Source organism: Serratia sp. NFX21 (assembly GCF_048517035.1).
GTDB classification, from domain to species: domain Bacteria; phylum Pseudomonadota; class Gammaproteobacteria; order Enterobacterales; family Enterobacteriaceae; genus Serratia; species Serratia quinivorans.
In genome coordinates this window covers 989,616-1,014,346 of sequence record NZ_CP183196.1, presented here as the reverse complement: position 1 = coordinate 1,014,346, position 24,731 = coordinate 989,616, and the positions used below count along the sequence as shown (strand labels likewise).

The following is a 24,731-nucleotide window of genomic DNA, read 5'->3' as shown; positions in this document are numbered from 1 at the left end:
GGGTTACGCCTGCTCGCTATTGCGTTTACCCAATGTGACGGTGCGTTCACCGCGCACCAGGGTCCACGCCAGCAGCAGCGCGCAGGCGCTACTCGTCATCAGTACGATGCCCGGCCGCTGCGCCAACCCGGCCAGCACCAGCCCCGCCGCCAGCATCAGGTAGTACATCAGGCCAAGGATTGCGCCCGCAGTGCCCATGCAATCCTTATAATTTCGCAGCGCCCGCGCCAGAATATTGGGGATCGCGATGCCGTAGGCCATCACCACCAGCATCATCGGCAGCACGAACCACAGCTTATCTTCCAACAGGAACACCAGGCCGCCGCCGATCAACGCCAATACGCAGGCCAGCATCAGCAGTGGCGTAAACAGCCACTGTTTGGCGATGAGAAACTTGTTGATTGCCGCGCCGATCCCGACGCCAGCGGCCAGCACCAAACCGGTATAGCCAAACCACTGCGGCGGAAGGCCCAGCGCTTCAAACCGAAACGGTGCCAGCTGGTAATAGCTGAACATGCAGACGTTGAACAGGGCCACCAGCCATGCGCTGCGCCAGATATCGCCGTCTTTCGCCATTCTGCCAAACGTGCCGAAGAAGGAGCTTTTCACCACCTGCGCCGGGCGCGTTTCCGGTAACTGCCATGCGGCATAGGCCAGCAGCAAGGCGGCCAACGCCGCCAGCCCGGCAAACACCCCCTGATAACCCCAGTAATGGGTTAACAGGGCGCCGCTCAGCACCCCCACCGCAGGGCTGAGCGCCATCGCAATCCCCATCACGGAAAACACCCGCGCCAGCTCATAACCGTCGAACCGATCGCGAATGGCAGTCTGGGTGCCTACGGACCCCACCGCTGCACCAAACGCCGCCAGTACCCTGGCCGCCAACAGCAGGGTAAAGCCGGTGCTGAAGATGGCGATGATCGACGCCAGCAGATACAGCGCCAAACCGGCCAAAATGGTGGGGCGCCGGCCGATCACGTCGCACAAACGGCCCCAGATGACAACCCCGAAAGCAAAAGCGAAAAAGTAACAGGACAGGGTTTGCGCCGCGACCTCCGCGCTGACGTGAAAACCGTCGGCAATGTGCGTGAGAGCCGGGCTATAGATCGTTTCCACAATTTGGGGAAACATCATCATCAGTGTCGCCAGGGTAAGGGTCAGTCTGCGTTGCATGGTACATCCCGTATCCAAAAAGAAAGTAGGCCACAAAGTAGCACCTTCCCCACTCCGACCATTACAATATAAAAGACAAAAAACTTATAAAATCGGACAGACTTATGGCATGGCTCAGCGCACAGGATGAATTTGATCCCGATGCTATCAACAATAGCGTGTTAGGCATTGCAGCCGAGCTGGCGCAACATGATTCCGGACCGCACTGGCACAACATGGGGCAGTTGCTGTTCAGCCAACGGGGCTGTATGCGCATCACGCTCAATGAAAGCATTTGCCTCCTGCCGCCGGCGCGCATTGCCTGGATCCCACCGTTGGTGGTGCACCGTGTTCAGGTTACCGGCGTGGCGGGTTATCGCTCGGTTTATCTCGACAACCACCGCTACCCCGGCCTTTCGCCCCATCTGGAAGTGCTGTCGGCCTCTTCTTTGCTGCGGGAAGTGCTGGAGCGGATCGCCCTCGCCGACTTTACCACCCAGTGGGAAAGCGGCCCCAGCGCCAATATTCTTGCCGTATGCCTGGACGAAATACGGCATGCACAACGTGAACTGACCTTATTGCCGCTGCCCAAGGACCGCCGCTTACGGCAGTTGGCCGGCATGGAGGAGGTTCCGCCGCTCAATGAGCTGGCGCGCTACAGCGGCGCTTCGGAGAAAACCATCAGCCGTATCTTTCGTAAGGAGACCGGATTGAGCTACCAGCAGTGGCGCCAGCAATGGCGTTTGATCAAAGCCATCGAGCTGCTGGCGGAGGGATACGGCCTGTCAGATATCGCCGGCAAGCTTGAATTCTCCAGCGACAGCGCCTTCTCAACCTTCTTTAAAAATATGACCGGCAGTTCGCCGCGCGCCTATATGCTGATCCGCCGTTAACCGCGCGCCTTCTCTGCCAACCAATAAGGCCCCGCAGCCACCGAATCACGCAGCATCAGGCTGGCCGGGAAGCTGGGGCGCTTGCTCAGTTCGCCGCCGTCCAGCATCGACACCAGCCGATGGATGGTTTCCTTAATCATTTCGGACACCGGCATTTTCATGCTGGAGAGTGAGGGAATGGTATAAGGGGCCAGTGGAATATCATCGAAACCTATCACCGACACGGCGGATGGCACCGGGATTTGGCATTCCGTCAGCCGCTTGATGGCGCCGATGGCCATTTCGTCGTTGCTGGCAACAATCGCGCTAAAGGCGTGGCCGCCGGCCAACAGCTTATCGACCGCCGCCATGCCGCTTTGCGCGTTCCACTTCCCTTCAACAATCAGCGCGTCTTTTACGTCAATATCATGTTCCGCCAGCGCAGATTTGTAGCCTGAGAGCCGCTCCAGCCCGGTAGGGGAATCCAGCGAGCCGGTGATAAAAGCGATATCGCGATGCCCCCGCTCGATCAGCTGCTGCACCGCCGTCACGCTGGCGGCGTGTTGATCGCTGAAGATGCAGTAGCTGTCGTTCAGTCTGAGCCGACGGTTGATGACCAGGATCGGCTGCTTGTGCCGGGAGATGATCTCGTCCATTTCGCTAATCGACAGAAAACGCGGGTAGATGATCACGCCGTCGCAGCGCATATCCAGCAGGTATTCAATGGCGGCTTTTTCTTCTGAGGCGGTGTGCTTGCCGTCCGCCAAAATCAGTTGGCGGCCGTGCTCTTCCATGATGCGCGCCGACTGAAACATCAGCTCGCTGAAGTAGTTACCGCTGTACAGCGTGTTGGTCACCACCAGCCCGATGGTCTGGGTGGTTTTGGTCGCCAGATTACGCGCCAGCAGATTGGGCCGGTAACCCGTTTCGGCGATGGCTTTGTCCACCAGTTCACGCTTCTCCGGACTGACGTAGCCGCTGCCGGACAACACGCGGGACACCGTCGCTTTCGACACGCCCGCCCTGTTCGCTACCTCAAGTATTGTTGCCATCTCTGCGCCGTCAAAGTCGATTGAGTCAGCGCAGTCTACCCAAGACGCCCCCGGTTTGAAATGTTTTCACGCCCGCTCCCGTCGCCACCCCTGAACCAAAAGTGACCACCATCACGAAACAAAAAACCAAAAAATCATAATTCTTGCCACCAAACAAATATCACATCATGATTTTGTGAAACCGGTTTCTTATGGGCGTTTCATTCAGATGGAACGGCGGATCGCCCAGGCAATAAAAGTTCGCCTTTGGGCAATCCGAATTCCTATCTAAAGAGACGATAATTCCATGCCGAAGAATTACGCAGAGATCTCACCCGCTATCGTGAAGGCGCTGGGTGGCCTCACCAATATTGAAGCCGTGACCCACTGCATGACCCGCCTGCGGTTCGTGGTGAAAGACCAGGCGCTGATCGACACCCTGGCGCTGAAAGCCATTAATGGCGTATTGGGCGTGGTGCACAGCGGTGAGCAATGCCAGGTGATCATCGGCAATGAAGTGTCGAAGGCTTATCAGGCGGTGCTGGCGCTCGGCATGCCGGGTACCCCCCCCACCGCCACTCCGGCAAAACGCAAAATCACCCTGAAAGGCATTGGTGCCGGCATTCTCGACGCCCTGATCGGCACCATGTCGCCGTTGATCCCGGCCATCATCGGCGGTTCGATGGTGAAACTGCTGGCGATGATCCTGGATATGTTCGGCGTATTCGAAAAAGGCTCGTCGACCCTGGTGATACTGAACGTGATTGGCGACGGCGCGTTCTTCTTCCTGCCGGTGATGGTGGCCGCCTCTGCGGCGCTGAAATTCAAAACCAACATGTCACTGGCAATCGCCATTGCCGGGGTGCTACTGCACCCCAACTTTATCGACCTGATGGCCAAGGCGGCGCAGGGCCAGGCGGTGGAGTTCGCCTACATCCCGGTGACGGCGGTGAAATACACCTACACGGTGATCCCCGCGCTGGTGATGACCTGGATATTGTCGTACATCGAGCGCTGGGTTGACCGCATCACCCCGGCGGTGACCAAGAACTTCCTTAAGCCGATGCTGATTGTGCTGATTGCCGCGCCGATCGCGATAGTGTTTATCGGCCCGGTCGGCATCTGGATCGGCAGCGGGATTTCGGCGCTGGTGTACACCGTGCATGGTTATCTGGGCTGGCTTTCCGTCGCCATTATGGGGGCCATTTGGCCGCTGCTGGTGATGACCGGCATGCACCGCGTATTCACGCCAACCATCATTCAGACCATCGCCGAAACCGGCAAAGAGGGCATGGTGATGCCTTCGGAGATCGGTGCCAACCTGTCGCTCGGCGGCTCTTCGCTGGCCGTGGCGTTCAAAACCAAGAACCGCGAACTGCGCCAGACCGCCTTGGCCGCCGCCGCTTCCGCCATTGTCGCGGGCATTTCCGAACCGGCACTGTACGGCGTGGCAGTGCGGCTCAAACGCCCGTTGATCGCCAGTTTGATCAGCGGTTTTATCTGCGGTGCCGTCGCCGGTATCGGTGGATTGGCCAGCCATTCGATGGCTTCGCCAGGCCTGTTTACCAGCGTGCAGTTCTTCGACCCGACCAACCCGATGAGCATTGTCTGGGTCGGCGGCGTGATGGTGCTTGCCGTGGTGCTGTCGTTCGTGCTCACGCTGCTTTTGGGCTTTGAAGACATCCCGGAAAGCGAAGAGGCTCAAACCGCGCCCCCGACCCCGTCGACGAATACCGTTAACGCCGCGAATACCCAATGAAGCACTATTTAAGTTACAGAGGATTTCATGTCTGATTCGACATTCCCGCAAGGTTTTTTATGGGGCGGCGCCTTGGCCGCCAACCAGTCTGAAGGTGGCTATCTGGAGGGCGGAAAAGGGCTGACCACGGTCGATATGATCCCGCATGGCCCCAACCGCATGCCGGTAAAACTCGGCCTGGAAAAGCGCTTTACCCTGCGTGAAGACGAGTTTTACCCAAGCCACGACGCCATTGATTTTTACCACCGCTACCGCGACGACATTGCGCTGATGGCGGAGATGGGCTTTAGCGTATTCCGCACCTCCATCGCCTGGAGCCGGATTTACCCGAACGGCGACGAGCTGACGCCCAACCCGGAAGGCATCGCCTTCTACCGCAGCCTGTTTGAAGAGTGCCGCAAATACGGCATCGAGCCGCTGGTGACCCTGTGCCATTTCGACGTGCCGATGCACCTGGTGACCGAATACGGCTCCTGGCGCAGCCGCAAGATGGTGGAGTTTTTCACCCGCTATGCCCGCACCTGCTTTGAAGCCTTCGACGGGCTGGTGAAATACTGGCTCACCTTCAACGAGATCAACATTGTGCTGCACAGCCCGTTCTCCGGCGCAGGACTAGTGTTTGAAGCAGGCGAGAACCCCGAGCAGGTAAAATACCAGGCCATACATCACGAACTGGTGGCCAGTGCGCTGGCAACGCGCATTGCGCACGAGGTGAACCCCGCCAACCAGGTGGGCTGCATGCTGGCCGGCGGCAATTTCTACCCCTGGTCCAGCAAGCCGGAAGACGTGTGGGCCGCGCTGGAGAAAGACCGCGAGAACCTGTTCTTTATCGACGTGCAGGCCCGTGGTGCCTACCCTTCTTACTCTGCCAGGGTATTCCGCGAGAAAGGCGTGAGCATCGCGATGGAAGAAGGCGACAGCGAAATCCTGAAGAATACCGTCGATTTTGTCTCCTTCAGCTATTACGCCTCGCGCTGCGCTTCTGCCGATATGAACGACAACAACAGCAGCGCCGCCAACGTGGTGAAATCCCTGACCAACCCGCATATTCCGCGCAGCGACTGGGGCTGGGGCATCGATCCGCTGGGTTTGCGCATCACCATGAACATGATGTACGACCGTTACCAAAAACCGCTGTTTCTGGTGGAAAACGGCCTGGGCGCGCACGACGAGTTCAATGCCGACGGCGAGATAGCCGACGATTACCGCATCAGCTACCTGCGCGAACACATCCGCGCCATGGCCGACGCCATCGCCGACGGCGTGCCGGTGATGGGTTACACCACCTGGGGCTGCATTGACCTGGTGGCGGCATCGACCGGGGAAATGAGCAAGCGCTATGGTTTGGTTTATGTCGATCGCGACGACAGCGGCAACGGCACCCTCACCCGTACCCGCAAGAAGTCTTTCTGGTGGTACAAACGAGTGATTGCCAGTAATGGGGCCGATTTGGGGTGATGGGGTTGCCAAGACTCCGGTGATAGCCGGGACAGCCCCTATTTTATAGGGGCATTTTTGGTGCGATGTTTTCAATCTCGTAGCTGCCATTGAGCTTTTTCACTTTGAAGTGGGCAATAAAAGCTCTGCCAGATGCATCCTGCAGGTTTTCTCGTTTCTCAATCGGGATAAAATTCAATCTCATGCTGTACATCTGGTTTTCCTGAAACGAGTAATCGCCTTGAGTTACACAAATCCCTTTTTTCGGATCCTGATTAGCAACTTCGATCAACTTCTCACCCGCATCACTGCTGATATAGACCGTATCTTGTTTTTCGTTTTCTTTCGGTAACGGATAAATGCAGATATCGCCATTATCTTTAGCATGGGCTGTTATCGGGATATCAGGTGCATAACGCCGGTCGAGACGGTCACCTACGCAAGCACTTAGCAAAATTACGCCGACTGTCGTGAACAATAATTTACCCTTCATAACCACCTCTTATTTATAAGGAAAGCCGGCTAATACTTTTCCATATTTTTCTTTTACTTTTCTCACATCAGCATAATCATTGCCAATGTAAGTCACTTCCTTGCCAAAGCGGTTTCGCCAGACAGCATAACCAGCTGAAGTCAGTAAATGATAATCTGCGATGATTTGGGCCTGCTGCTCCATCGAATAATTCTTTAAGTTTTTTGTTTCATCGAGCTCATAGGAATAATTGGCCAGCCAGCTATAGAGACCACGAGTCTTAACCCACATCCCACGCTGATATTGCCATACATGAGCCATTTCATGGATGAATAGATGCTTATAGCTATAACCCTGCGAAGAGAAATCCGGTGTGTACCACTCCCGAAAATACAGTTCACCATTGGGGGACATGGCCGTATTGCGATTTTGTAAACCAAATGGCAGATAGCTACCGTGATGGACCCAGACCTTCCCGTAGATAATCGAACCGCCGAATACAGTTTTGGCGAGACCAATCTCTCCGGGAGTCAGCAGCCTCAACGTCCCTTCTTCTTGTTGCGCCATCGTTAGCTTCCCTTCTTATCACTAAAAGAAAATGCTGTCTCACCCGTATGTTAACGGAATGTGTCATGCTAACATTTTAGGTTTATGGAGAAAATAATAAATTGCAATCTTAGTCATATCTAAGAGCTATATAACAATGAAGACATTATTTTCTATCCCTAAGTTACACTCATCGATATTAATGGAATAGTCCCACACTTGAACTATTTCAGGCCCTCTAGGAAGCACAACTTAATAACTGCGATCTGCATTCCAATCCAAAGAGTAATTTAACTGTAATTCTGTACAGGTTATTCTTTCATTTTTGGCGATAGCGTTATAGTTTTCGGGCTGCGTCAAAATACGCAGCCGGAGTTAGCGTTCCGAATCTGACATATACCGCGGCGTTGTGTAATAATGCCGCAGCTTTAGCCCACCCCAAATTATGGTGGCTCAGGCGGGGGCTTCATACGAAGCGCCGGTTCCTATGTCCCGGTAACGCTAACCCCGTCTGGGCTGCCACCCGAGTTTAGCGTCTCTGATGGTAGTCATTATCCAATGACATACGGAGATGCAATCATGGCGGATACTTCCACCTCACAACCCATCCTAAGCACCCTCACCCTCTATCGCCAACTGTTCAATCAGCTCGATCTCAGCACTTTAGACGCAACGCAACTCCTAGACCTTGCAGCCCTATCCGCCGAACAGGCCGAAGGGCTCTGCCATGGCCTGATGCTGTTCGGTGACCTTATGCAAAAGCACCCGCAACCCGACGACACCCAGTGGGAACAGCTAACTCACTACCTCAACGCGACGGCTCACTTGGTGCCTGCGCTGTGTAATCTTTATGGTCGTGCGCTGCGGCAGATGGAGTGCCAGAGCTGAGAGGCTAAAAGTCAGAGCAAAAAGAAATAATAAGAACGGTATTAGTTTTGTGCCGTTCTTATCACTCCGGTAAATCTCATAGATCTGACTGACATATCACGATAAACACATTCACGAAGGTAGGCATTTCCCCCGTGGCCTGGCATAGTTAACGCATTCGATAAATCGATGAGTTAACTGCTGGGTGACGACGCATGGCCGCTAGCAGTACGAAAACGCATTGATCAGAATCTGTTCTGCAATGAGGGGATGGTTTTGCCTACTAAGATAGAGACGTTATCTTCGAAAGATGCTGTTTTAAAAGCCATCGAAGAATATAAATTGCTAGGCCGCGATGCCTTCCTAGAAAAATACAAAGTCAAACGAATTAAAAAATGTGAGCTTCTTTATAATAACGAAAAGTACGATATCAAAGGTATCGTCGCGGCAGCTTATATTGAGCAGTTCGGAATACCATTCGAAAAAATAAATTCTAACAGTGGTGCTAAGAGCGCTATCCAAGCGCTTAAAAACCTCGGTTTCGAGATCGTCGACACACCACACCCTGTTGAACGTTTAGTAAAAGGTGACATTTATAAACGCAAAGATCTCCACAACATCTACGGTGGACAAGAACAAGGCGGAATATCCACACCAAGAGAATTCCCGGTAATATTCATTTTTACTGGTGAGATTGGCGAAACTCATGGGTACAAAGATGGGTGGTCTACCGACGATCACTTCTCCTACACGGGAGAGGGACAAAACGGTGATATGGCGTTTACAAAAGGTAATAAACACATCCGAGACCATAAAGAGAATGGCAAGGATATACTTTTATTTGAATATAATAAAAAACGTACTGGCGTAAAATTTATTGGACTGTTTGAGTGCGATTCATGGAATTATACTCAATGTGTAGATACCGCTAAAAACATGCGGCAAGGGATAGTTTTTAATTTATTCCGGGTATCTTCTGCTCAAGACGTTGACAATGACACCACTACATCAGAAATAGACCAAAAAAAAGAAACGCTCGAGCAGCTACGTGCCAAGGCCATAACATCATCCATGATGACGGGCCAGCGTAAAGAGAGTGACAGCAAAAATTCTTGGTTCAAACGCAGCGAGGACGTTAAAAAATACGTGCTGCAACGCGCCAATGGCATCTGTGAGTCATGCGAACAACCCGCACCGTTCCAGAAAAAGAATGGCGAACCCTACCTGGAGCCTCATCACACAAAACGCCTAGCCGATGAAGGCCCTGATCACCCTCAATGGGTTGGTGCTATATGCCCTACCTGCCACCGTCGGATACACAGTGGGGTTGATGGAAAAGCGCTGAACCAGACTTTGATGGTGAAGTTGGAACTGAAAGAGACTAGTTTTAAATAGTTTTTCTTTATAAAAAACATTCAAGTAGAACTGCTTAGAGGATGATATTTAAAGAGATGAGCCTACGCAAAAGGAGCATCTTTTCCCCATATCATCCTCTGCCCACGCTTTGCGGTGATCCGATAAGGCACAACCAAAAACTATTAAAAATCCAATAATCAGTACGGTATATTAATTACATTATAAAGAAAATGGCTTAGTGTGATTTTAGTCAAGCCCCGACTAAAAATTTAAACTGTTCTTCGGGCTTTTCTCGCATTCGTCTAATAAGTTGATACGATATGAACAATCTCAAAGAGGAAAAAGATATATGTCTTACGAAGCTCAGATCAGTCGTAATAACCCTGCAGCATTTCTTTTCGTCGTCGATCAGTCTGGTTCGATGTCAGACAAAATGTCCTCCGGTCGCAGCAAGGCTGAGTTCGTTGCCGACGCGCTTAATCGAACTTTAATGAACCTCATCACTCGCTGTACTAAGTCGGAAGGCGTGCGTGACTATTTCGAAATTGGTGTTTTGGGTTATGGCGGTCAAGGGGTTTCTAATGGCTTCTCTGGTCCGCTGGGGGGACAAGTCCTCAATCCAATTTCTGCTCTCGAACAGAATCCAGCCAGAGTAGAAGATCGTAAACGGAAAATGGATGATGGAGCTGGGGGAATCATTGAAACAGCGATTAAGTTTCCAGTATGGTTCGATCCTACTGCTAGTGGTGGCACACCTATGCGTGAAGCCCTAACCAAGGCGGCTGAAGAGCTGGTGACTTGGTGTGATGCCCATCCGGATTGCTATCCTCCGACTATCCTGCATGTGACTGACGGCGAATCAAACGACGGTGACCCGGAAGAGATTGCCAACCATCTACGACAAATTCGGACCAATGACGGTGAAGTTCTAATTCTTAATATCCATGTCAGTTCTCTCGGCAATGATCCAATCAGATTCCCTTCCTCTGACACTGGCTTACCGGATGCCTACGCTAAGCTGCTTTTCCGTATGTCTAGCCCTCTTCCGGAGCATCTGGTGCGTTTCGCGCAGGAAAAAGGTCATACGGTCGGTATCGAATCTCGTGGTTTCATGTTCAATGCAGAGGCTGCCGAACTCGTCGATTTCTTCGACATCGGAACCCGCGCTTCTCAGCTGCGTTGAGTCAGCAATGAAACTGGAATTCTCAGGGACAGTTCCAAAAGATCCTGGATACCCTGAGGCGAATGAAGATAAATTTGCCTTCTCCGAAGACGGGAGAAGGCTTGCTCTCTGTGATGGGGCGAGTGAGTCCTTCAACTCAAAGTTATGGGCTGATCTTCTTGCTAGTAAATTTATTGCAGATCCGAAAGTAAATCCTGAATGGGTAGCATCTACTTTAGCGGAATATTCTGCCACGCATGACTTCCCGTCTATGTCTTGGTCTAAACAAGCGGCATTCGAAAGAGGCAGTTTTGCGACACTAATAGGTGTAGAGGAATTTGAAGAGCATCAGGCGATAGAGATTCTTGCTGTAGGAGATAGCATCACGATGCTGGTTGATTGCGGGAAACTCATTCGCGCATGGCCTTTCGATAATCCGGAAAAATTTAAAGAGCGGCCGACACTGATTGCTACGCTCCCCGCTCATAATGATTTCGTCGGCGGGGGTAGTTTCTGGACACTTCATGGGAAAACTTTTTACCTTGAAAAACTAACCCAACCCAAACTCCTCTGTATGACCGATGCGCTCGGCGAATGGGCACTGGAACAAGCGCAGGCGGAGGATTCTGGTTTTAACGAATTACTTTCGCTGCAAACAGAGGAGCAGCTTGCAGAGTTAGTCCTGAGGGAGCGTGCAGCAAAACGTATGCGTATCGACGACTCAACGCTACTTGTACTATCGTTTTAACGCGGAAAGAAAGATGCCTTACCCGTCTCTTGAACAATACAACCAAGCGTTTCAGCTACATAGTAAGCTGTTAATCGATCCCGAATTGAAGTCAGGCTCTGTCGCCACGACAGGGTTGGGTATGCCCCTGGCTATCAGCGGTGGTTTTGCGCTGACCTATACGATCAAATCAGGTGCTAAGAAATACGCCGTTCGTTGCTTTCACAGGGAATCAAAAGCCTTAGAGCGCCGTTATGAGGCTATCTCCAGAAAGATTTCCAGCCTTCGCTCACCCTACTTTCTCGACTTCCAGTTTCAACCACAAGGGATCAAAGTCGAAGGACTATCTTACCCTATAGTAAAAATGGCATGGGCTAAAGGAGAGACGCTAGGAGAATTCCTTGAGGTCAATAGGCGTTCTACGCAAGCAATGGCAAAACTATCTGCATCGATTGAATCACTTGCCGCCTACCTTGAAAAAGAAAAAATTGCACATGGTGATTTTCAGACCGGAAACCTGATGGTTTCCGACGGAGGAGCAACCGTTCAGCTAATCGACTATGACGGAATGTTCGTTGATGAGATTAAGACCTTAGGAAGCTCAGAGCTGGGACATGTCAATTTTCAGCATCCCCGTCGTAAAACAACGAATCCGTTCAACCACACTCTGGACCGTTTCTCACTAATTTCACTATGGCTTGCTCTTAAAACCTTGCAAATCGATCCGTCCATTTGGGATAAATCAAATTCGGAACTGGATGCAATCATTTTTCGAGCTAATGACTTTGTAGACCCCGGTTCATCTTCCATCTTAGGGATGCTATCGGGCATTCAACAGCTTTCCACCCATGTAAAGAATTTTGCCGCAGTCTGCGCTTCAGCGATGGAAAAAACACCTTCCCTTGGTGACTTCATTGCAAGTAAAAACATTCCCATATCGCTAGCTTCGATCAGTATGAATGGGGATATTCCAGTCAGCAGACTGAAACCCGGTTACATCGGTGCCTACACTGTATTATCAGCTCTAGAGTACAGCGCCTGCCTTCAGCGAGTTGGTGATAAAGTTGAAGTTATCGGGAAGATTATTGACGTCAAACTCAATAAGACCCGAAATGGCAAACCATACATCTTTGTTAATTTCGGAGATTGGCGCGGTAATATCTTCAAGATATCAATATGGAGCGAAGGTATTGGTGCTTTGCCTTCCAAACCAGATGCCTCATGGGTAGGGAAATGGATTAGTATAATTGGCCTTATGGAACCGCCCTACGTTAACGGGAAATACAAATATTCACATCTATCAATTACTGTAACGGCCATCGGTCAAATGACAGTCCTCTCAGAAACAGATGCCCGCTGGCGTCTTGCTGGGCCAAACAATAGCCAACAAACGCTAACTGCTATCAGCAACAATCAGGAAGCCCTGGCTCGCATTAAAGGTAAGAAAACCACAATAGCACCTCAGCCTATAAGCGCTAAGACCACATCGGCAAATCAGGCAATCCTCGACAAGATACGAGCATCAGCACAGCCTTCCGCACCAGCGAGAGTGCAAACACAACATATAGTGCCTAATAAATCATCGGCACATTATGCAGCGCCAACTAAAACTTCAGCTTCACAGGCAGTTCAAAATATTCCGAGTACTGCTATCACCTCAAAGCAGCAAACCTCTCAAAAAAATATAATTATAAAGATTTTGAAATGGATTTTTGGATGATTGGCGCTAGTAAAGAACAAGTACAATTTCAATAGCCGTATCGCTTGCGCTTGAGGCGCCTGCAGGTATGATCTTGCGACATACACCATTAAAACGAATTCGTGGCAGCGCTTTTCGCCTGCCCCTGTGTTTTTCCCGAGGATTTACATGAACAACGCTGAACAGCTATTCCTGAACGAGCTGGATAACAAATTCTGGAAGGCTGCAGACAAGCTGCGCGCCAACATGGATGCCGCCAACTACAAGCATGTGGTACTGGGGCTGATCTTCCTAAAATATGTTTCTGATGCATTTGAAGCTCGCCAGCAAGAGCTCCTCACGTTGTTCCGTGACGTTGGGAATCCAGACAATATCTATGCTATGCCGCGTAATGGTTACGACTCTGATGATGCCTATGCACAAGCGATAGCTGAAGAACTGGAGATCGAAGACTACTACATCGAAAAAAACGTGTTTTGGGTGCCAAAAGCTGCCCGTTGGGAAACACTGAAAAACAAAGCCACGTTACCAACTGGCACTGTTCTCTGGATTGACGAACTCGGGCAGGAAGTGAAGTTGCGTTCCGTTTCCTGGCTGATCGATAACGCTTTGGACAAAATAGAAGAATCCAATCCGAAACTGAAAGGTATTCTGAACCGCATCAGCCAGTATCAACTGGGTAACGAGGTCCTGATCGGACTGATTAACACCTTCTCGGATGCCAACTTCAATAACCCAGAATATAACGGTGAGAAGCTCCAGCTTAAAAGCAAAGATATCCTTGGCCACGTTTACGAGTACTTCCTGGGGCAGTTTGCACTGGCTGAAGGTAAACAGGGCGGCCAGTACTACACGCCAAAAAGTATAGTTACACTGATTGTCGAAATGCTCCAGCCGTACAAGGGACGTGTATATGACCCGGCTATGGGCTCCGGCGGGTTCTTTGTTTCCAGCGACCGGTTTATTGAAGAGCACGCAGGCGAGCAGCATTACAACGCCGCCGAGCAAAAGCGCAATATCTCCGTCTACGGTCAGGAATCTAACCCAACCACTTGGAAGTTGGCGGCGATGAATATGGCGATCCGCGGCATCGACTTCAACTTCGGCAATAAAAACGCCGACACACTACTCGACGATCAGCACCCTGATTTACGTGCCGATTTCGTGATGGCAAATCCGCCGTTCAACATGAAAGAGTGGTGGAGCGCGAAACTCGAAAAAGACGTACGCTGGAAATACGGTACGCCACCGCAGGGCAACGCCAACTTTGCGTGGATGCAGCATATGATCCACCACCTGGCACCGAAAGGCTCAATGGCACTGCTGCTAGCAAACGGCTCAATGAGTTCCAACACCAATAACGAAGGTGATATCCGCCGTAACTTGATTGAAGCAGATCTGGTGGAATGTATGGTGGCGCTGCCTGGGCAATTGTTTACCAACACCCAAATTCCGGCCTGTATCTGGCTACTAACCAAAGACAAAACTGGTAGTAACGGTAAAGCGCACCGTAAAGGTGAAGTGCTATTTATCGACGCTCGTAAAATCGGTTTTATGAAAGATCGCGTACTTCGTGACTTCACTAAAGACGATATCGCGAAAATTGCCAATACCTTCCATGCATGGCAGATGGATAAAGATTACGAAGACGAAGCCGGTTTCTGCTTCTCTGCGACGCGAGAAGATATCCAGAAAAACGACTTTGTGCTGACCCCTGGACGCTACGTCGGTGCAGCCGAGCAGGAAGAAGATGATGAGCCGTTTTCTGAGAAGATGATGCGGTTGACCCAGCAGTTAAAAGTACACCTGGAAGAGAGTGCAGAACTGGAGACGCAGATCAAGGCAAATCTGGGGGGGTTGGGTTATGAGTTTTGATTTTAAAAGGGTTGTTGTTTCTGAGGTTTGTGAATTAATCGTCGATTGTGTCAACAAAACGGCACCGAAAGTTGATTACGCAACGCCTTACAAAATGATAAGAACACCAAATATAAGGAATGGTGTAATAAATTTAGATGGATGTAACTTTGTTACGGAAGATACATATAGGAAATGGACTCGAAGGGCAATTGTCAGAAGGGATGATGTTCTTCTAACACGTGAAGCACCTATGGGTGAAGTCGGTATTGTTGACTTTGAGGATGAAGTTTTTCTCGGGCAACGTATTATGCAATATCGTGCAGATCAAAATAAAGTTTGTCCTAAGTTTCTTTTTTATAGCTTTTTGTCTTCTGATCTTAGAAATCAATTTTATCAACACGAAGGTAGTGGTTCTGTTGTAAGTCATATTCGTGTCCCAGACTGCCTTAAATTCGAAATTAATCTCCCCCCCTTAGAAACTCAAAAAAGAATAACTTCAGTCTTATGGTCCTTGGACCAGAAAATTAAAAACAATAGTGCAATAAACCAAACCATTGAACAAATGGCACAAGCTCTATTCAAAAGCTGGTTTGCCGATTTCGATCCGGTAAAAGCCAAGATCGCGGTGCTAGAAGCTGGTGGTTCGCAGGAGGAAGCAACTCTTGCGGCAATGACTGCAATTTCTGGTAAAAATGCCGATTCACTGGTTTTTTTTGAACAAGAGCAACCTGAAAAATTTGCTGAGTTAAAAGCGACGGCAGAATTGTTTCCTTCGGCTATGCAGGAAAGTGAGTTAGGAGCGATTCCAGAAGGATGGCTAAGTGGATCTATTAGAGATGTAACTGAGAAGGTTTTTAGTGGAGGGACTCCGACAACAACTAAATCTGAATATTGGAATGGTGATTTTCATTGGTTTTCATCAGGTGAAACCCGAAATAGTATTATAACAAGTACTGAAAAAACCATTACCCAATTAGGTGTTGAAAAATCCGCTACTAAAAAATCTATGTTTGGCGATGTATTAATTGCTTCTGCTGGGCAAGGTCATACTCGTGGGCAAACAGCACTGAATATGATTAATACATATATTAACCAATCTGTAATAGCAGTCAGGCCTAAAAGCTCAATATTTATTAGCTGGTTATATCTTAATTTGCGTTCACGTTATGAGGAGATGAGAGCAATATCAGACTCTCATAGTAGTCGAGGCAGTTTAACCACAAAACTAGTAGCAGGAATGCCAATTGTTATTCCTGATGAAAATATTTTACAAAAATTCGAGAGTAGTATTTTCCCTTTTTTTAAAAGCATTAATTGTAGCCAGAGCGAAACCGACTCATTAACCAAACTCCGTGACACCCTCCTCCCCAAACTCCTCTCTGGCGAAATCACCCTGCCGGAAGCTGAGCGAGCGGTAAGCGAGGCGGAAAATGTATAAAGTCGATAGACCAACAAACAGCCTGCAATCCCTTCAGGAAGTCTCTTTCAGCAGCCTTGGTTTTACCGAACGCTATCATCTGCAGGAGTGGCTGGCGAAAAACCCTCAGGCGCTAACACGTGAAAATGAAGATGAACTACTGATTATCCAGAAAGAGTTCGCCGGTTTTGACGACACCAAGGAACGCCTAGATCTGCTGGCGATTGATAAGAAAGGCAATCTGGTCATTATCGAGAACAAGCTCGATGACTCGGGGCGTGACGTGGTGTGGCAGGCGCTAAAATACGCCGGTTATTGCGCCAATCTGCGGAAAGATCAAATCCTCGAGATCTTCCAGCTTTACCTCGATAAAGAAGATCCGGAAGAAACCCGCCCGGCTGCTGAAGTGATGGCAGAGTTTCTGGAGTATGAAAGTTTAGATGAAGTGCTAATCAACCAGATCCGTACTCAGCGTGTGATGATGGTGGCTGCCAATTTCCGCAAAGAAGTCACCAATACCGCGCTTTGGCTGATGCAGTTTGGTATCCGTGCCCAGTGTTTTAAGGTTACGCCGTACCGCTTCAATGATGATGTTTTTGTCGATATTCGTCAGGTGATTCCAACGCCTGAAGCGGAATCCTACATGATCGGCATGGCGCAAAAAGAAGCAGAAGAACAATCTACCAGTGGTGAAATGAAATCCCGCCACCACATGCGCAAAGCCTTCTGGACGCAGATGCTGGAGAGATTGAGAAATAGCGCCTGCACGCTTTATAACAACATCAGCCCCTCCACTGACCACTGGCTGAGTGCCGGTTCAGGTATCAGCGGCGTTTCGTACAATCTGATATTTAGCAAAAAAGAAATTCGCGTAGAGCTATGGATTGCCAAATTCTCCGCTGAAAGTAATACCTTTGCGTTCGACTGGTTGTATGAGCATCGCCAGGCCATCGAGAGTGCATTCGGTCACCCCCTTTTCTGGCAGCCACTGCCGGGGAAAAAATCTTGCCGGATTAGTTTTGCAAAACCCGTAGCCAGTTTTGATCAGAGTAACTGGCCGGAAATGACAGACTGGCTCCTGAAAAATATGAGCGCGTTTGAAAAAGCGTTCGATCCCTTTATTGGGCCGTTGAATATGGCGCTCAAGGAAGTATCAAACGCGCCGGAAGAAATTGAAGCGCCAGAGACAGAGGAAGTGTAAATGCTGAGTGAAGACGATTTAGAGCAACTCAGTCTAGGCTGGTTTGCCGGGCAAGGGTGGGAAGTACTGCACGGACCGGATATCGCACCCGATGGCGCGAACCCACTGCGTATTTCTTTCCATGATGTGTTCCTACGCCCGGTTTTTCTGGAGCAATTAGAGAGGCTGAATCCTCATATTCCAGCCAGCGTATTTGATGAGGTGATTACCCGCATCACTCGCCCAGAAAGTCCTGATATCGTCGTCAGCAATAAAGCTTTTCATCATCTGCTGTTAACCGGTGTACCAGTCGAATTCAAACGTGATGACAAAGTGATTCACGATACGGTTCTGCTGATGGATTTTAACCATTCTAGTAATAACCGTTTTACGGTGGTTAACCAAGTTGCGATCAGTGGCACTAAACAGTTACGCCGCCCTGATGTGATTTGTTATATCAACGGCCTGCCCATAGCGGTTATTGAGTTGAAAAGTCCAATTGATGTTAACGCCGATATTTGGGCAGCATTTAATCAGCTCCAGACTTATAAAAACGAAATCAGCGATCTGTTTATTTGTAATGAAGCACTGGTCGTCAGCGACGGTTATAACGCACGTATTGGATCCCTGACGGCCGACGAAGAACGTTATCTGCCGTGGAAAACCATCAGTAACGAAGATGATAAACCATTGCTGGAATGGCAATTAGAAACCGTGGTTAAAGGCTTCTTCAATCGTGAATTACTCCTTGATTACATTCGTTATTTCATCCTGTTTGAAAATGACGGTAAGCACCTTATCAAAAAAATTGCCGCTTACCATCAGTTCCACGCAGTGCGTGAAGCCGTGAATGCGACTATCGTCGCTTCTACAGGTAAGTTTTTGCCACTGCGTAGTGATATCAAACCAGGCAGTAAGAAAGCCGGTGTTGTATGGCATACCCAAGGTTCGGGTAAAAGTATTTCAATGTGCTGCTATGCAGGGAAATTGTTGCAGCAGGCGGAGATGAATAATCCGACAATTGTCGTGGTTACTGACCGCAACGATCTGGATGGACAACTCTATGCTACGTTTTGCCAGGCTAAAGACCTGCTGAAGCAGGAGCCTCAGCAGGCCAGCGACCGCGACCAACTGCGCGAAATGCTGGCTGCCCGCGAATCCGGCGGTATTATCTTTACGACTGTGCAAAAGTTTGCGCCGCTGGAAGGTGAGAAAACCCATCCAGCATTGAACCTGCGCGACAATATCGTGGTGATTTCTGATGAAGCCCACCGCAGTCAGTACGGCTTAAGTGCCACTCTGGATAGGGAAACTGGCTCGTATAAATACGGCTATGCCAAACATATGCGTGATGCTCTTCCAAATGCATCGTTTATGGGTTTCACCGGCACACCGGTCGCTTCAGAAGATAAAGATACCCGCGCAGTATTTGGTGAGTATGTCTCGATTTACGATATTCAGGATGCGGTAGATGACGGCGCAACAGTGCCTATTTACTACGAATCTCGACTGGCAAAACTCGATCTGAATCATGAAGAACTAGAAGAGCTTTCAAGCCAAGTCGATGAGTTGGTTGAAGATGAAGAGACTGATCAGAAAGAGAAAACTAAAGGTGACTGGAGCCGTCTTGAAAAGCTGGTAGGTTCGGAACCTCGTATTAACCAGGTAGCAGCCGACCTGGTTAAACATTTTGAAGCCCGCAACGCAACGATGAATGGCAAGGCGATGGTTGTCGCCATGAGCCGTGATATCTGTGTGCGCCTTTATGACGCGCTGGTGGCGCTGCGGCCTGAATGGCATAGCGATGATGTCGAAAAAGGTGAGATAAAAATCATCATGACCGGCTCTGCGTCGGATAAAGCGCACCTTCAACCCCACATCTACAATAAACAAACCAAAAAACGCCTAGAAACACGGTTTAAAGATCTGAACGACCCACTAAAAATCGTAATTGTGCGCGATATGTGGCTAACCGGTTTCGATGCGCCATGCTGCCACACTATGTATATCGACAAACCGATGCGTGGGCATAACCTGATGCAGGCCATCGCTCGCGTGAACCGCGTATTCAAAGATAAACCCGGTGGGCTAGTTGTGGATTACATTGGTATTGCTAATGAGCTGAAACAAGCGTTGAAAACCTATACCGACTCAAAAGGTAAAGGTCAGACGACGATTGATGCCAGAGATGCCTTTGCTGTATTGCTGGAAAAATTCGATATCATCCACGGCATGTTTGCCAAAACCACAACTGCACCGGGTTTTGACTATTCAGCTTTTGAAAACAATCCGCGGTTTATATTGCTTGATGCAGCTAACTATATTCTTGGGCTGGATGATGGCAAGAAACGTTACTTTGACGTGGTGCTTGCACTAAACAAAGCTTGGTCGTTGTGTAGCACTTTGGATGAAGCTAAACCATTACAGAAAGAGCTCGCCTTTCTATCCGCGGTGAAAGTGGCAATTATCAAACTCACCACGACAGATAAAAAATTCAGCCAGTCCGAGAAAAACTCACTGCTGAGTCGTATTCTCGATAACGCTATTGTCGCAACTGGCGTAGATGATGTGTTTGCTCTGGCCGGACTGGATAAACCCAACATCGGCTTGCTTTCTGATGAGTTTTTGCAGGAAGTGCACGATATGCCTCAGCGCAATCTGGCTGTTGAATTGCTGCAAAAATTGCTGAATGACGGTATTCATGCTCGCAGTAACAATAACGTAGTTCAGGAGAAAAAATACTCTGACCGTCTGAAGGCCGTACTGCTCAAATACAACAATCGGGCAATTGAAACCGCTCAAGTGATTGAAGAACTGATCCAGATGGCGAAAGAGTTTCAGGCAGCAATGGCACGTGATGATGCTCTAGGCCTGAATCCTGACGAAATTGCCTTCTATGACGCACTGGCGGAAAACGAAAGTGCAGTTAGGGAGTTAGGGGATGATATCCTCAAGAAACTGGCGATTGAAGTCACTTTAAAACTACGACAATCAACTACGGTTGACTGGCAGGTACGCGAAAGCGTGCGTGCGCGATTACGGATTCTGGTACGCCAGACTCTACGTAAATATAAGTACCCACCGGATAAAACGTCTGATGCAGTTGAATTGATACTGAAGCAGGCTGAGGTGGTATCGAATAGTTGGACAGTTTAATATATACGAAGGGAGGCCCCACCTCCCATTGTTTATTATTTAAGTCTACGAGGGAATTTAATGAGCCGCTCAATAAAACAGTTAAAATTATTGGAATCACTTAGGTTATATGAAAAAAACAATCAAAAATTCACCGTAAAAAATCTAGTTGAGTCCACAGGTTACAATGAAAATAGCATCAGAAAATACATTAATGAAAAACTGAACGGCGTTTATTTATATCCAATTAATGAAAAAGAATGGCGGTGTGATGGACTATTAAAACTATCAAATGATGATTTCCTTAGAATGATGTCACAATCACTAAGAGCAAAAGCTGTTACACCAGAATTGAAAATATATAAAGGGCTATTAAAACGTAGTTTAGATGCGTTCATTCTTTCACTCGAGGTATATAACAGGCCAAGCTTAGATAACCGCGTTGAAGCATTTTGCATCCTTTCCATCAATGCTTGGGAACTATTGCTTAAAGCTGAATTAATTAAGACATTAAGTTTAGATGAAGTATTCAAGCCTAATGGTCGTTCGATTAGTATAAACGATGCGTTAAATAGAAGATTACAACAGAATGACCCCGTCAGAAAGAATTTAGAAACGCTAGTTGAGTTACGCGATAGCGCGGTGCATTTACTCATCCCTGAATTACAGCCCGAACTTTCAAGGATTTTCCAAGCAAATGTACTGAACTATCAACAGCGTTATTTAAATGAAACAGGCTCATCACCATTGTCTGGTCAGAGTATTGGGTTGCTCAGTTTAGTTATTGATGGCCCACAAAGTGACCTCTCTGTTATTAAAGAGAATTATGGGAGTATGACAGCATCAGTAGCAGAGGAATTTTTGGGAAGATTCAATAAAACAGCAATCGAATATGATTCTGTAGAATTCACAATCCCTATTGATTACAAGCTAACATTAACGCGAAACACTAAAGACAGTGATTTAGAATTAGGTATTGGGGAAAACGGACATAATGCTATTATTATTAGAGAAACAAGGGATCCAGACGTCACCCATCCTTATTATGAAGGAACTGCCATTGATAAAATAAATTCTCAACAAAACACTCACTTGATTACTCGATATTCATTCAGAGCTGTAATTAGCAAACACAACATTCAAAAAAACAAAAAATCCCCTATGCATTTTGAAATTGACAAGAGACATAGATATTCAGAAAAATTTTTAGCATGGTTTATTGATAATTTAAAACATCAAGAATGGTTAGATGAAGCTTTAAAATATTTAAAAAACAAAAAAAGATAATTTATATAGGTAACTGTACTCATAAGTTACCTATATAAACCCAATGTAACTGATATTAAATAATTTAGTAAATTAATTTATAAATTCACATTCCATATTTATAAGGATTTGGAAAATATTGGCACTATCAAATCTCAGGCTTATTGTCACATAATAAGACTAACTACCCAATTAGCCCAAACAACTATAGGAATCAATTGAGTGTAATTACACTAATTTTATCCACGTCCTCCCGAACACCAATCCCAGACACCCAAGCAGCAGACCCAATAGCCCAGCCCGTATTTTTGACATGATGACAAAAATCCAAATGGCAGATATAAAAAAGACACCGACCCCACGTGTCTTAATTTTTTATTCTTTTCACACCCTACCCAGGCAACCTCTCCGCCTGCCGCCGAACCCCGGCAAAAATAGCATTACTCACAGAGCGGGGAAATTCGTCCGGCAACATCGCATTCACATTGGCGATTGCTTGCTCCGTTTGTGCTTTCAGCTCAGCCATCACTTGTAGCGTCTTCTCTTCGGAATACCCCACCGCTCGCGCGGTAGAGATAAAGTGCCGGGGCAAGATCTGGCTCCAACGGTAATGGCGGCCCTTCCCAATCGCGGCCATGGCCATTTTTGCTTTCTGCGGCGCGATGCCGCGGGCGTGCATAAAGGGATAACCCGAGAGCACATCATAAAGCGGGGTCATTCGATAAGTCGTTTCCGGCTGAAGGAACAAACTAAAGTTCTTAGCATGCCCATCAATGGCCGCCAGCATCCAGAATACGATTTGGCTTTTAAAGAAAGTGTCTCGATCGAGCAAGGGCTGTTGAGAGCCCAATAACAATTCCATAGCCGCCACAATACCGGGCCCGCCATCAGCCTCGTATTTCAGCGCAGGGGGAATGCCTAACGCCTGGCAAAAATCCTCCTGCGGCAAGCGAATCAACCAACTGTTATCCCGCGCCCAACGCCGGTCAAAACGTTCGACGATCAAGACCTTCTGCTCACCAAAACGCGCTAACTGAGTTTGCGCTACCGGCAGGCCAAACTGTTCAGCCATGCGTAAACATAACCACTCGTTCTCACAACTTTCACTGAGATCCAAATTGTTATGCGCGATATGGCCGATGGGCAGTTTTATGATGTGGCTGGTCGGTGTGCTCCCTTCCGGTCGGCACCACTGATTGTCGAACCAAAGCAGCGCTGTCTTTTCCTGAGCGCCTGCCAGAGATATTCGAAAATCATCACTATCGGGTCCCATGCCCAAGGGGGCTTCTCGGTAGCCCTGCAGTAACTGCTCTATTTCTTCGTCACTGACCGGTACTGCATTCACTTGCTTTACCGCGGCCACCTCAGCATGTTCAGGGTAAAGCTGGATCGCCCCCACGCAGTCGCTGCCAATGTTGGCCAGCAAATCAAAAGGTTGTTTGGTTACCGTTCTAAAACGCGCCTGTATGCGGCTGCGAATAAGCTCGCTGTCCGGCAACAGGTTGTCGAAAAAGTTATACACCACGTCACCGCGAAATGGCTCTGGTTGTAATGGCAGGGATAACGATATGGCGCGTGTGCCGGCTTGTGCCAACCACGCTTCCTGATAAACAAACGACAGTGCGCCGCCTGCATGCTTTTCCAACGTCCCAACAACAGTGCCATTTAGCGCCACGCGTAGCTTTTCCATGCTCACCACTCCTGATCCCAGGTCTTGGGATCTACCGGCTTGCCACGCGGGGTGACCTGCAGTTCTAAGTCCAGCGCAGCAAGCAGTTTGAATAACGTCTCCAGCCGGGTACTGTCCGGGTTGTTTTCAAACGCGGAAACCGTCGCCTGTTTTAACCCAACGCTGTCAGCGGTTTTGCTTTGGCTCTGGTTACGCTTTTTACGCTCGTTGCGTAATGTATGCGCCAGCATCTGTGCCGAGGTGATTTTCATTTTATCCTCCCAAGCGGATGAAACGAATATTATCCCCTATAACGGATAAAGCAAATATTATCCTCTATAGAGGATAGATGCCCTCGCCATATCGTGGGATCTGCTATGGCTTTTAGTGAGTATCAAAAGCGGACATGATTATTTAGATCTGCCCCTAAAAAAATCCACGCCGAAGCGTGGATTGAATTTGATAGCCAAGGCCAGGCATCACGTTATTCGAAGTGAACTGCGGGGTTATCCGCCAGTGACACGAAATTCTTCGTATTTTTATCCAGCGTGCGGATCTCGCCACTTTCGATGTCATACACCCAGCCGTGCAGACGCAGACCGTTGTTGCGAAGGCCCACGGCAACGGACGGGTGAGTCTTAATATTATTTAACTGGGCAATGACGTTCTCTTCGACCATAGCGTTAACCTTGTCGATTTCGTTATCCCAGGTTTTCTTCTCTACCACCGCTTTGGCCGCGTCCGCATAGTGCAGCCAATGGGCCACCGCTGGCATCGGGTCCAGGCACTGGCAAGAGGCTATCGCCTTCATGGCGCCGCAGTTCGAGTGGCCGCAAATCACGATATCCGTAACGCCCAGTGCCACCACCGCGTATTCAATGGTCGCCGACACACCGCCCGGTTCCGGGCCAAAGGAAGGAACGATGTTGCCTGCGTTACGGATAACGAAAAGCTGCCCCGGGTCTTGCTGAGTCACAAGCTCGGGTACCAGGCGGCTGTCAGAACACGAAATAAAAAGCGCTTTAGGGTTCTGGCTGGAGGCAAGGCTGCGGAAGAGTTCCTTACGCTGTGGGAAAATCTCTTTCTGGAAGCTGAGGAAACCTTCAATGATATGTTGCATAACACGC

20 protein-coding genes are annotated in these 24,731 nt (G+C 48.8%); 13 read left to right on the top strand and 7 right to left on the bottom strand.

Annotated elements, in window-relative coordinates; translation table 11 throughout:
- Positions 1 to 3 precede the first annotated feature (3 nt).
- Positions 4 to 1,173 (bottom strand): MFS transporter, encoded by a 1,170-nt coding sequence (locus tag ACNT1W_RS04715; protein WP_419246461.1) that lies wholly within the window; start codon positions 1,171 to 1,173, stop codon positions 4 to 6.
- Positions 1,174 to 1,277: 104 nt separating this feature from the next.
- Here ACNT1W_RS04715 and ACNT1W_RS04710 point away from each other — a divergent pair, with 104 nt between their 5' ends.
- Complete coding sequence (locus ACNT1W_RS04710) at positions 1,278 to 2,045, top strand: AraC family transcriptional regulator (RefSeq protein ID WP_012005034.1); 768 nt, start codon at positions 1,278 to 1,280, stop codon at positions 2,043 to 2,045.
- Here ACNT1W_RS04710 and ACNT1W_RS04705 read toward each other — a convergent pair.
- Positions 2,042 to 3,076, bottom strand: coding sequence for a LacI family DNA-binding transcriptional regulator (locus tag ACNT1W_RS04705; protein ID WP_419246460.1), 1,035 nt, complete (start codon positions 3,074 to 3,076; stop codon positions 2,042 to 2,044). The genes ACNT1W_RS04710 and ACNT1W_RS04705 overlap by 4 nt on opposite strands.
- Positions 3,077 to 3,362: 286 nt before the next feature.
- On the opposite strand from ACNT1W_RS04705, the gene ascF reads away from it, so the two are divergent.
- Together ascF and ACNT1W_RS04695 are read left to right on the top strand one after the other, a co-directional pair.
- Positions 3,363 to 4,814, top strand: coding sequence for a PTS cellobiose/arbutin/salicin transporter subunit IIBC (gene ascF / locus ACNT1W_RS04700; protein ID WP_419246459.1), 1,452 nt, complete (start codon positions 3,363 to 3,365; stop codon positions 4,812 to 4,814).
- A gap of 27 nt (positions 4,815 to 4,841) precedes the next feature.
- Positions 4,842 to 6,272, top strand: coding sequence for a 6-phospho-beta-glucosidase (locus ACNT1W_RS04695; RefSeq protein ID WP_419246458.1), 1,431 nt, complete (start codon positions 4,842 to 4,844; stop codon positions 6,270 to 6,272).
- 43 nt (positions 6,273 to 6,315) lie between these two features.
- On the opposite strand, the gene ACNT1W_RS04690 is transcribed toward ACNT1W_RS04695, so the two are convergent.
- Together ACNT1W_RS04690 and ACNT1W_RS04685 are read right to left on the bottom strand one after the other, a co-directional pair.
- Complete coding sequence (locus ACNT1W_RS04690; protein WP_218217220.1) at positions 6,316 to 6,744, bottom strand: putative T6SS immunity periplasmic lipoprotein; 429 nt, start codon at positions 6,742 to 6,744, stop codon at positions 6,316 to 6,318.
- A 9-nt stretch (positions 6,745 to 6,753) separates the two neighbouring features.
- Positions 6,754 to 7,290 (bottom strand): type IV secretion protein Rhs, encoded by a 537-nt coding sequence (locus tag ACNT1W_RS04685; RefSeq protein ID WP_419246457.1) that lies wholly within the window; start codon positions 7,288 to 7,290, stop codon positions 6,754 to 6,756.
- 558 nt (positions 7,291 to 7,848) lie between these two features.
- Here ACNT1W_RS04685 and ACNT1W_RS04680 point away from each other — a divergent pair.
- From ACNT1W_RS04680 to ACNT1W_RS04635, 10 genes are all read left to right on the top strand, one after another.
- Complete coding sequence (locus ACNT1W_RS04680) at positions 7,849 to 8,157, top strand: hypothetical protein (RefSeq protein WP_261414019.1); 309 nt, start codon at positions 7,849 to 7,851, stop codon at positions 8,155 to 8,157.
- 255 nt (positions 8,158 to 8,412) lie between these two features.
- Complete coding sequence (locus ACNT1W_RS04675) at positions 8,413 to 9,531, top strand: HNH endonuclease (protein WP_419246456.1); 1,119 nt, start codon at positions 8,413 to 8,415, stop codon at positions 9,529 to 9,531.
- A gap of 310 nt (positions 9,532 to 9,841) precedes the next feature.
- Positions 9,842 to 10,675, top strand: coding sequence for a TerY-P anti-phage system-associated VWA domain-containing protein (locus ACNT1W_RS04670; protein ID WP_419246455.1), 834 nt, complete (start codon positions 9,842 to 9,844; stop codon positions 10,673 to 10,675).
- 7 nt (positions 10,676 to 10,682) lie between these two features.
- Positions 10,683 to 11,402, top strand: coding sequence for a TerY-P anti-phage system serine/threonine phosphatase (locus ACNT1W_RS04665; protein ID WP_262242138.1), 720 nt, complete (start codon positions 10,683 to 10,685; stop codon positions 11,400 to 11,402).
- 13 nt (positions 11,403 to 11,415) lie between these two features.
- Positions 11,416 to 13,101 (top strand): serine/threonine protein kinase, encoded by a 1,686-nt coding sequence (locus ACNT1W_RS04660; RefSeq protein ID WP_419246454.1) that lies wholly within the window; start codon positions 11,416 to 11,418, stop codon positions 13,099 to 13,101.
- 147 nt (positions 13,102 to 13,248) lie between these two features.
- Positions 13,249 to 14,955, top strand: coding sequence for a type I restriction-modification system subunit M (locus ACNT1W_RS04655; RefSeq protein WP_419246453.1), 1,707 nt, complete (start codon positions 13,249 to 13,251; stop codon positions 14,953 to 14,955).
- Positions 14,945 to 16,375 (top strand): restriction endonuclease subunit S, encoded by a 1,431-nt coding sequence (locus ACNT1W_RS04650; protein ID WP_419246452.1) that lies wholly within the window; start codon positions 14,945 to 14,947, stop codon positions 16,373 to 16,375. Before ACNT1W_RS04655 ends, ACNT1W_RS04650 begins: the two co-directional genes overlap by 11 nt.
- Positions 16,368 to 17,555: a DUF4268 domain-containing protein gene (locus tag ACNT1W_RS04645; protein WP_419246451.1), complete on the top strand. Its 1,188-nt coding sequence runs from the start codon at positions 16,368 to 16,370 to the stop codon at positions 17,553 to 17,555. Before ACNT1W_RS04650 ends, ACNT1W_RS04645 begins: the two co-directional genes overlap by 8 nt.
- Positions 17,556 to 20,690: a type I restriction endonuclease subunit R gene (locus ACNT1W_RS04640; protein WP_419246450.1), complete on the top strand. Its 3,135-nt coding sequence runs from the start codon at positions 17,556 to 17,558 to the stop codon at positions 20,688 to 20,690.
- Positions 20,691 to 20,750: 60 nt separating this feature from the next.
- Complete coding sequence (locus ACNT1W_RS04635) at positions 20,751 to 21,956, top strand: DUF3644 domain-containing protein (protein ID WP_419246449.1); 1,206 nt, start codon at positions 20,751 to 20,753, stop codon at positions 21,954 to 21,956.
- A gap of 370 nt (positions 21,957 to 22,326) precedes the next feature.
- Here ACNT1W_RS04635 and ACNT1W_RS04630 read toward each other — a convergent pair whose 3' ends face one another.
- The 3 genes from ACNT1W_RS04630 to ACNT1W_RS04620 all read right to left on the bottom strand — a co-directional run bounded on the left by ACNT1W_RS04630 (position 22,327) and on the right by ACNT1W_RS04620 (position 24,724).
- Entirely contained in the window at positions 22,327 to 23,625 is a 1,299-nt protein-coding gene (locus tag ACNT1W_RS04630; RefSeq protein ID WP_419246448.1) for a type II toxin-antitoxin system HipA family toxin, read from the bottom strand.
- Positions 23,626 to 23,627: 2 nt separating this feature from the next.
- Positions 23,628 to 23,876 carry a helix-turn-helix domain-containing protein gene (locus ACNT1W_RS04625; RefSeq protein WP_419246447.1) on the bottom strand — a complete coding sequence of 83 codons (249 nt, stop codon included), beginning with the start codon at positions 23,874 to 23,876 and terminating at the stop codon, positions 23,628 to 23,630.
- Between the two features lie 212 nt (positions 23,877 to 24,088).
- Positions 24,089 to 24,724 (bottom strand): carbonic anhydrase, encoded by a 636-nt coding sequence (locus ACNT1W_RS04620; protein ID WP_012005022.1) that lies wholly within the window; start codon positions 24,722 to 24,724, stop codon positions 24,089 to 24,091.
- Between the last annotated feature and the right edge of the window lie 7 nt (positions 24,725 to 24,731).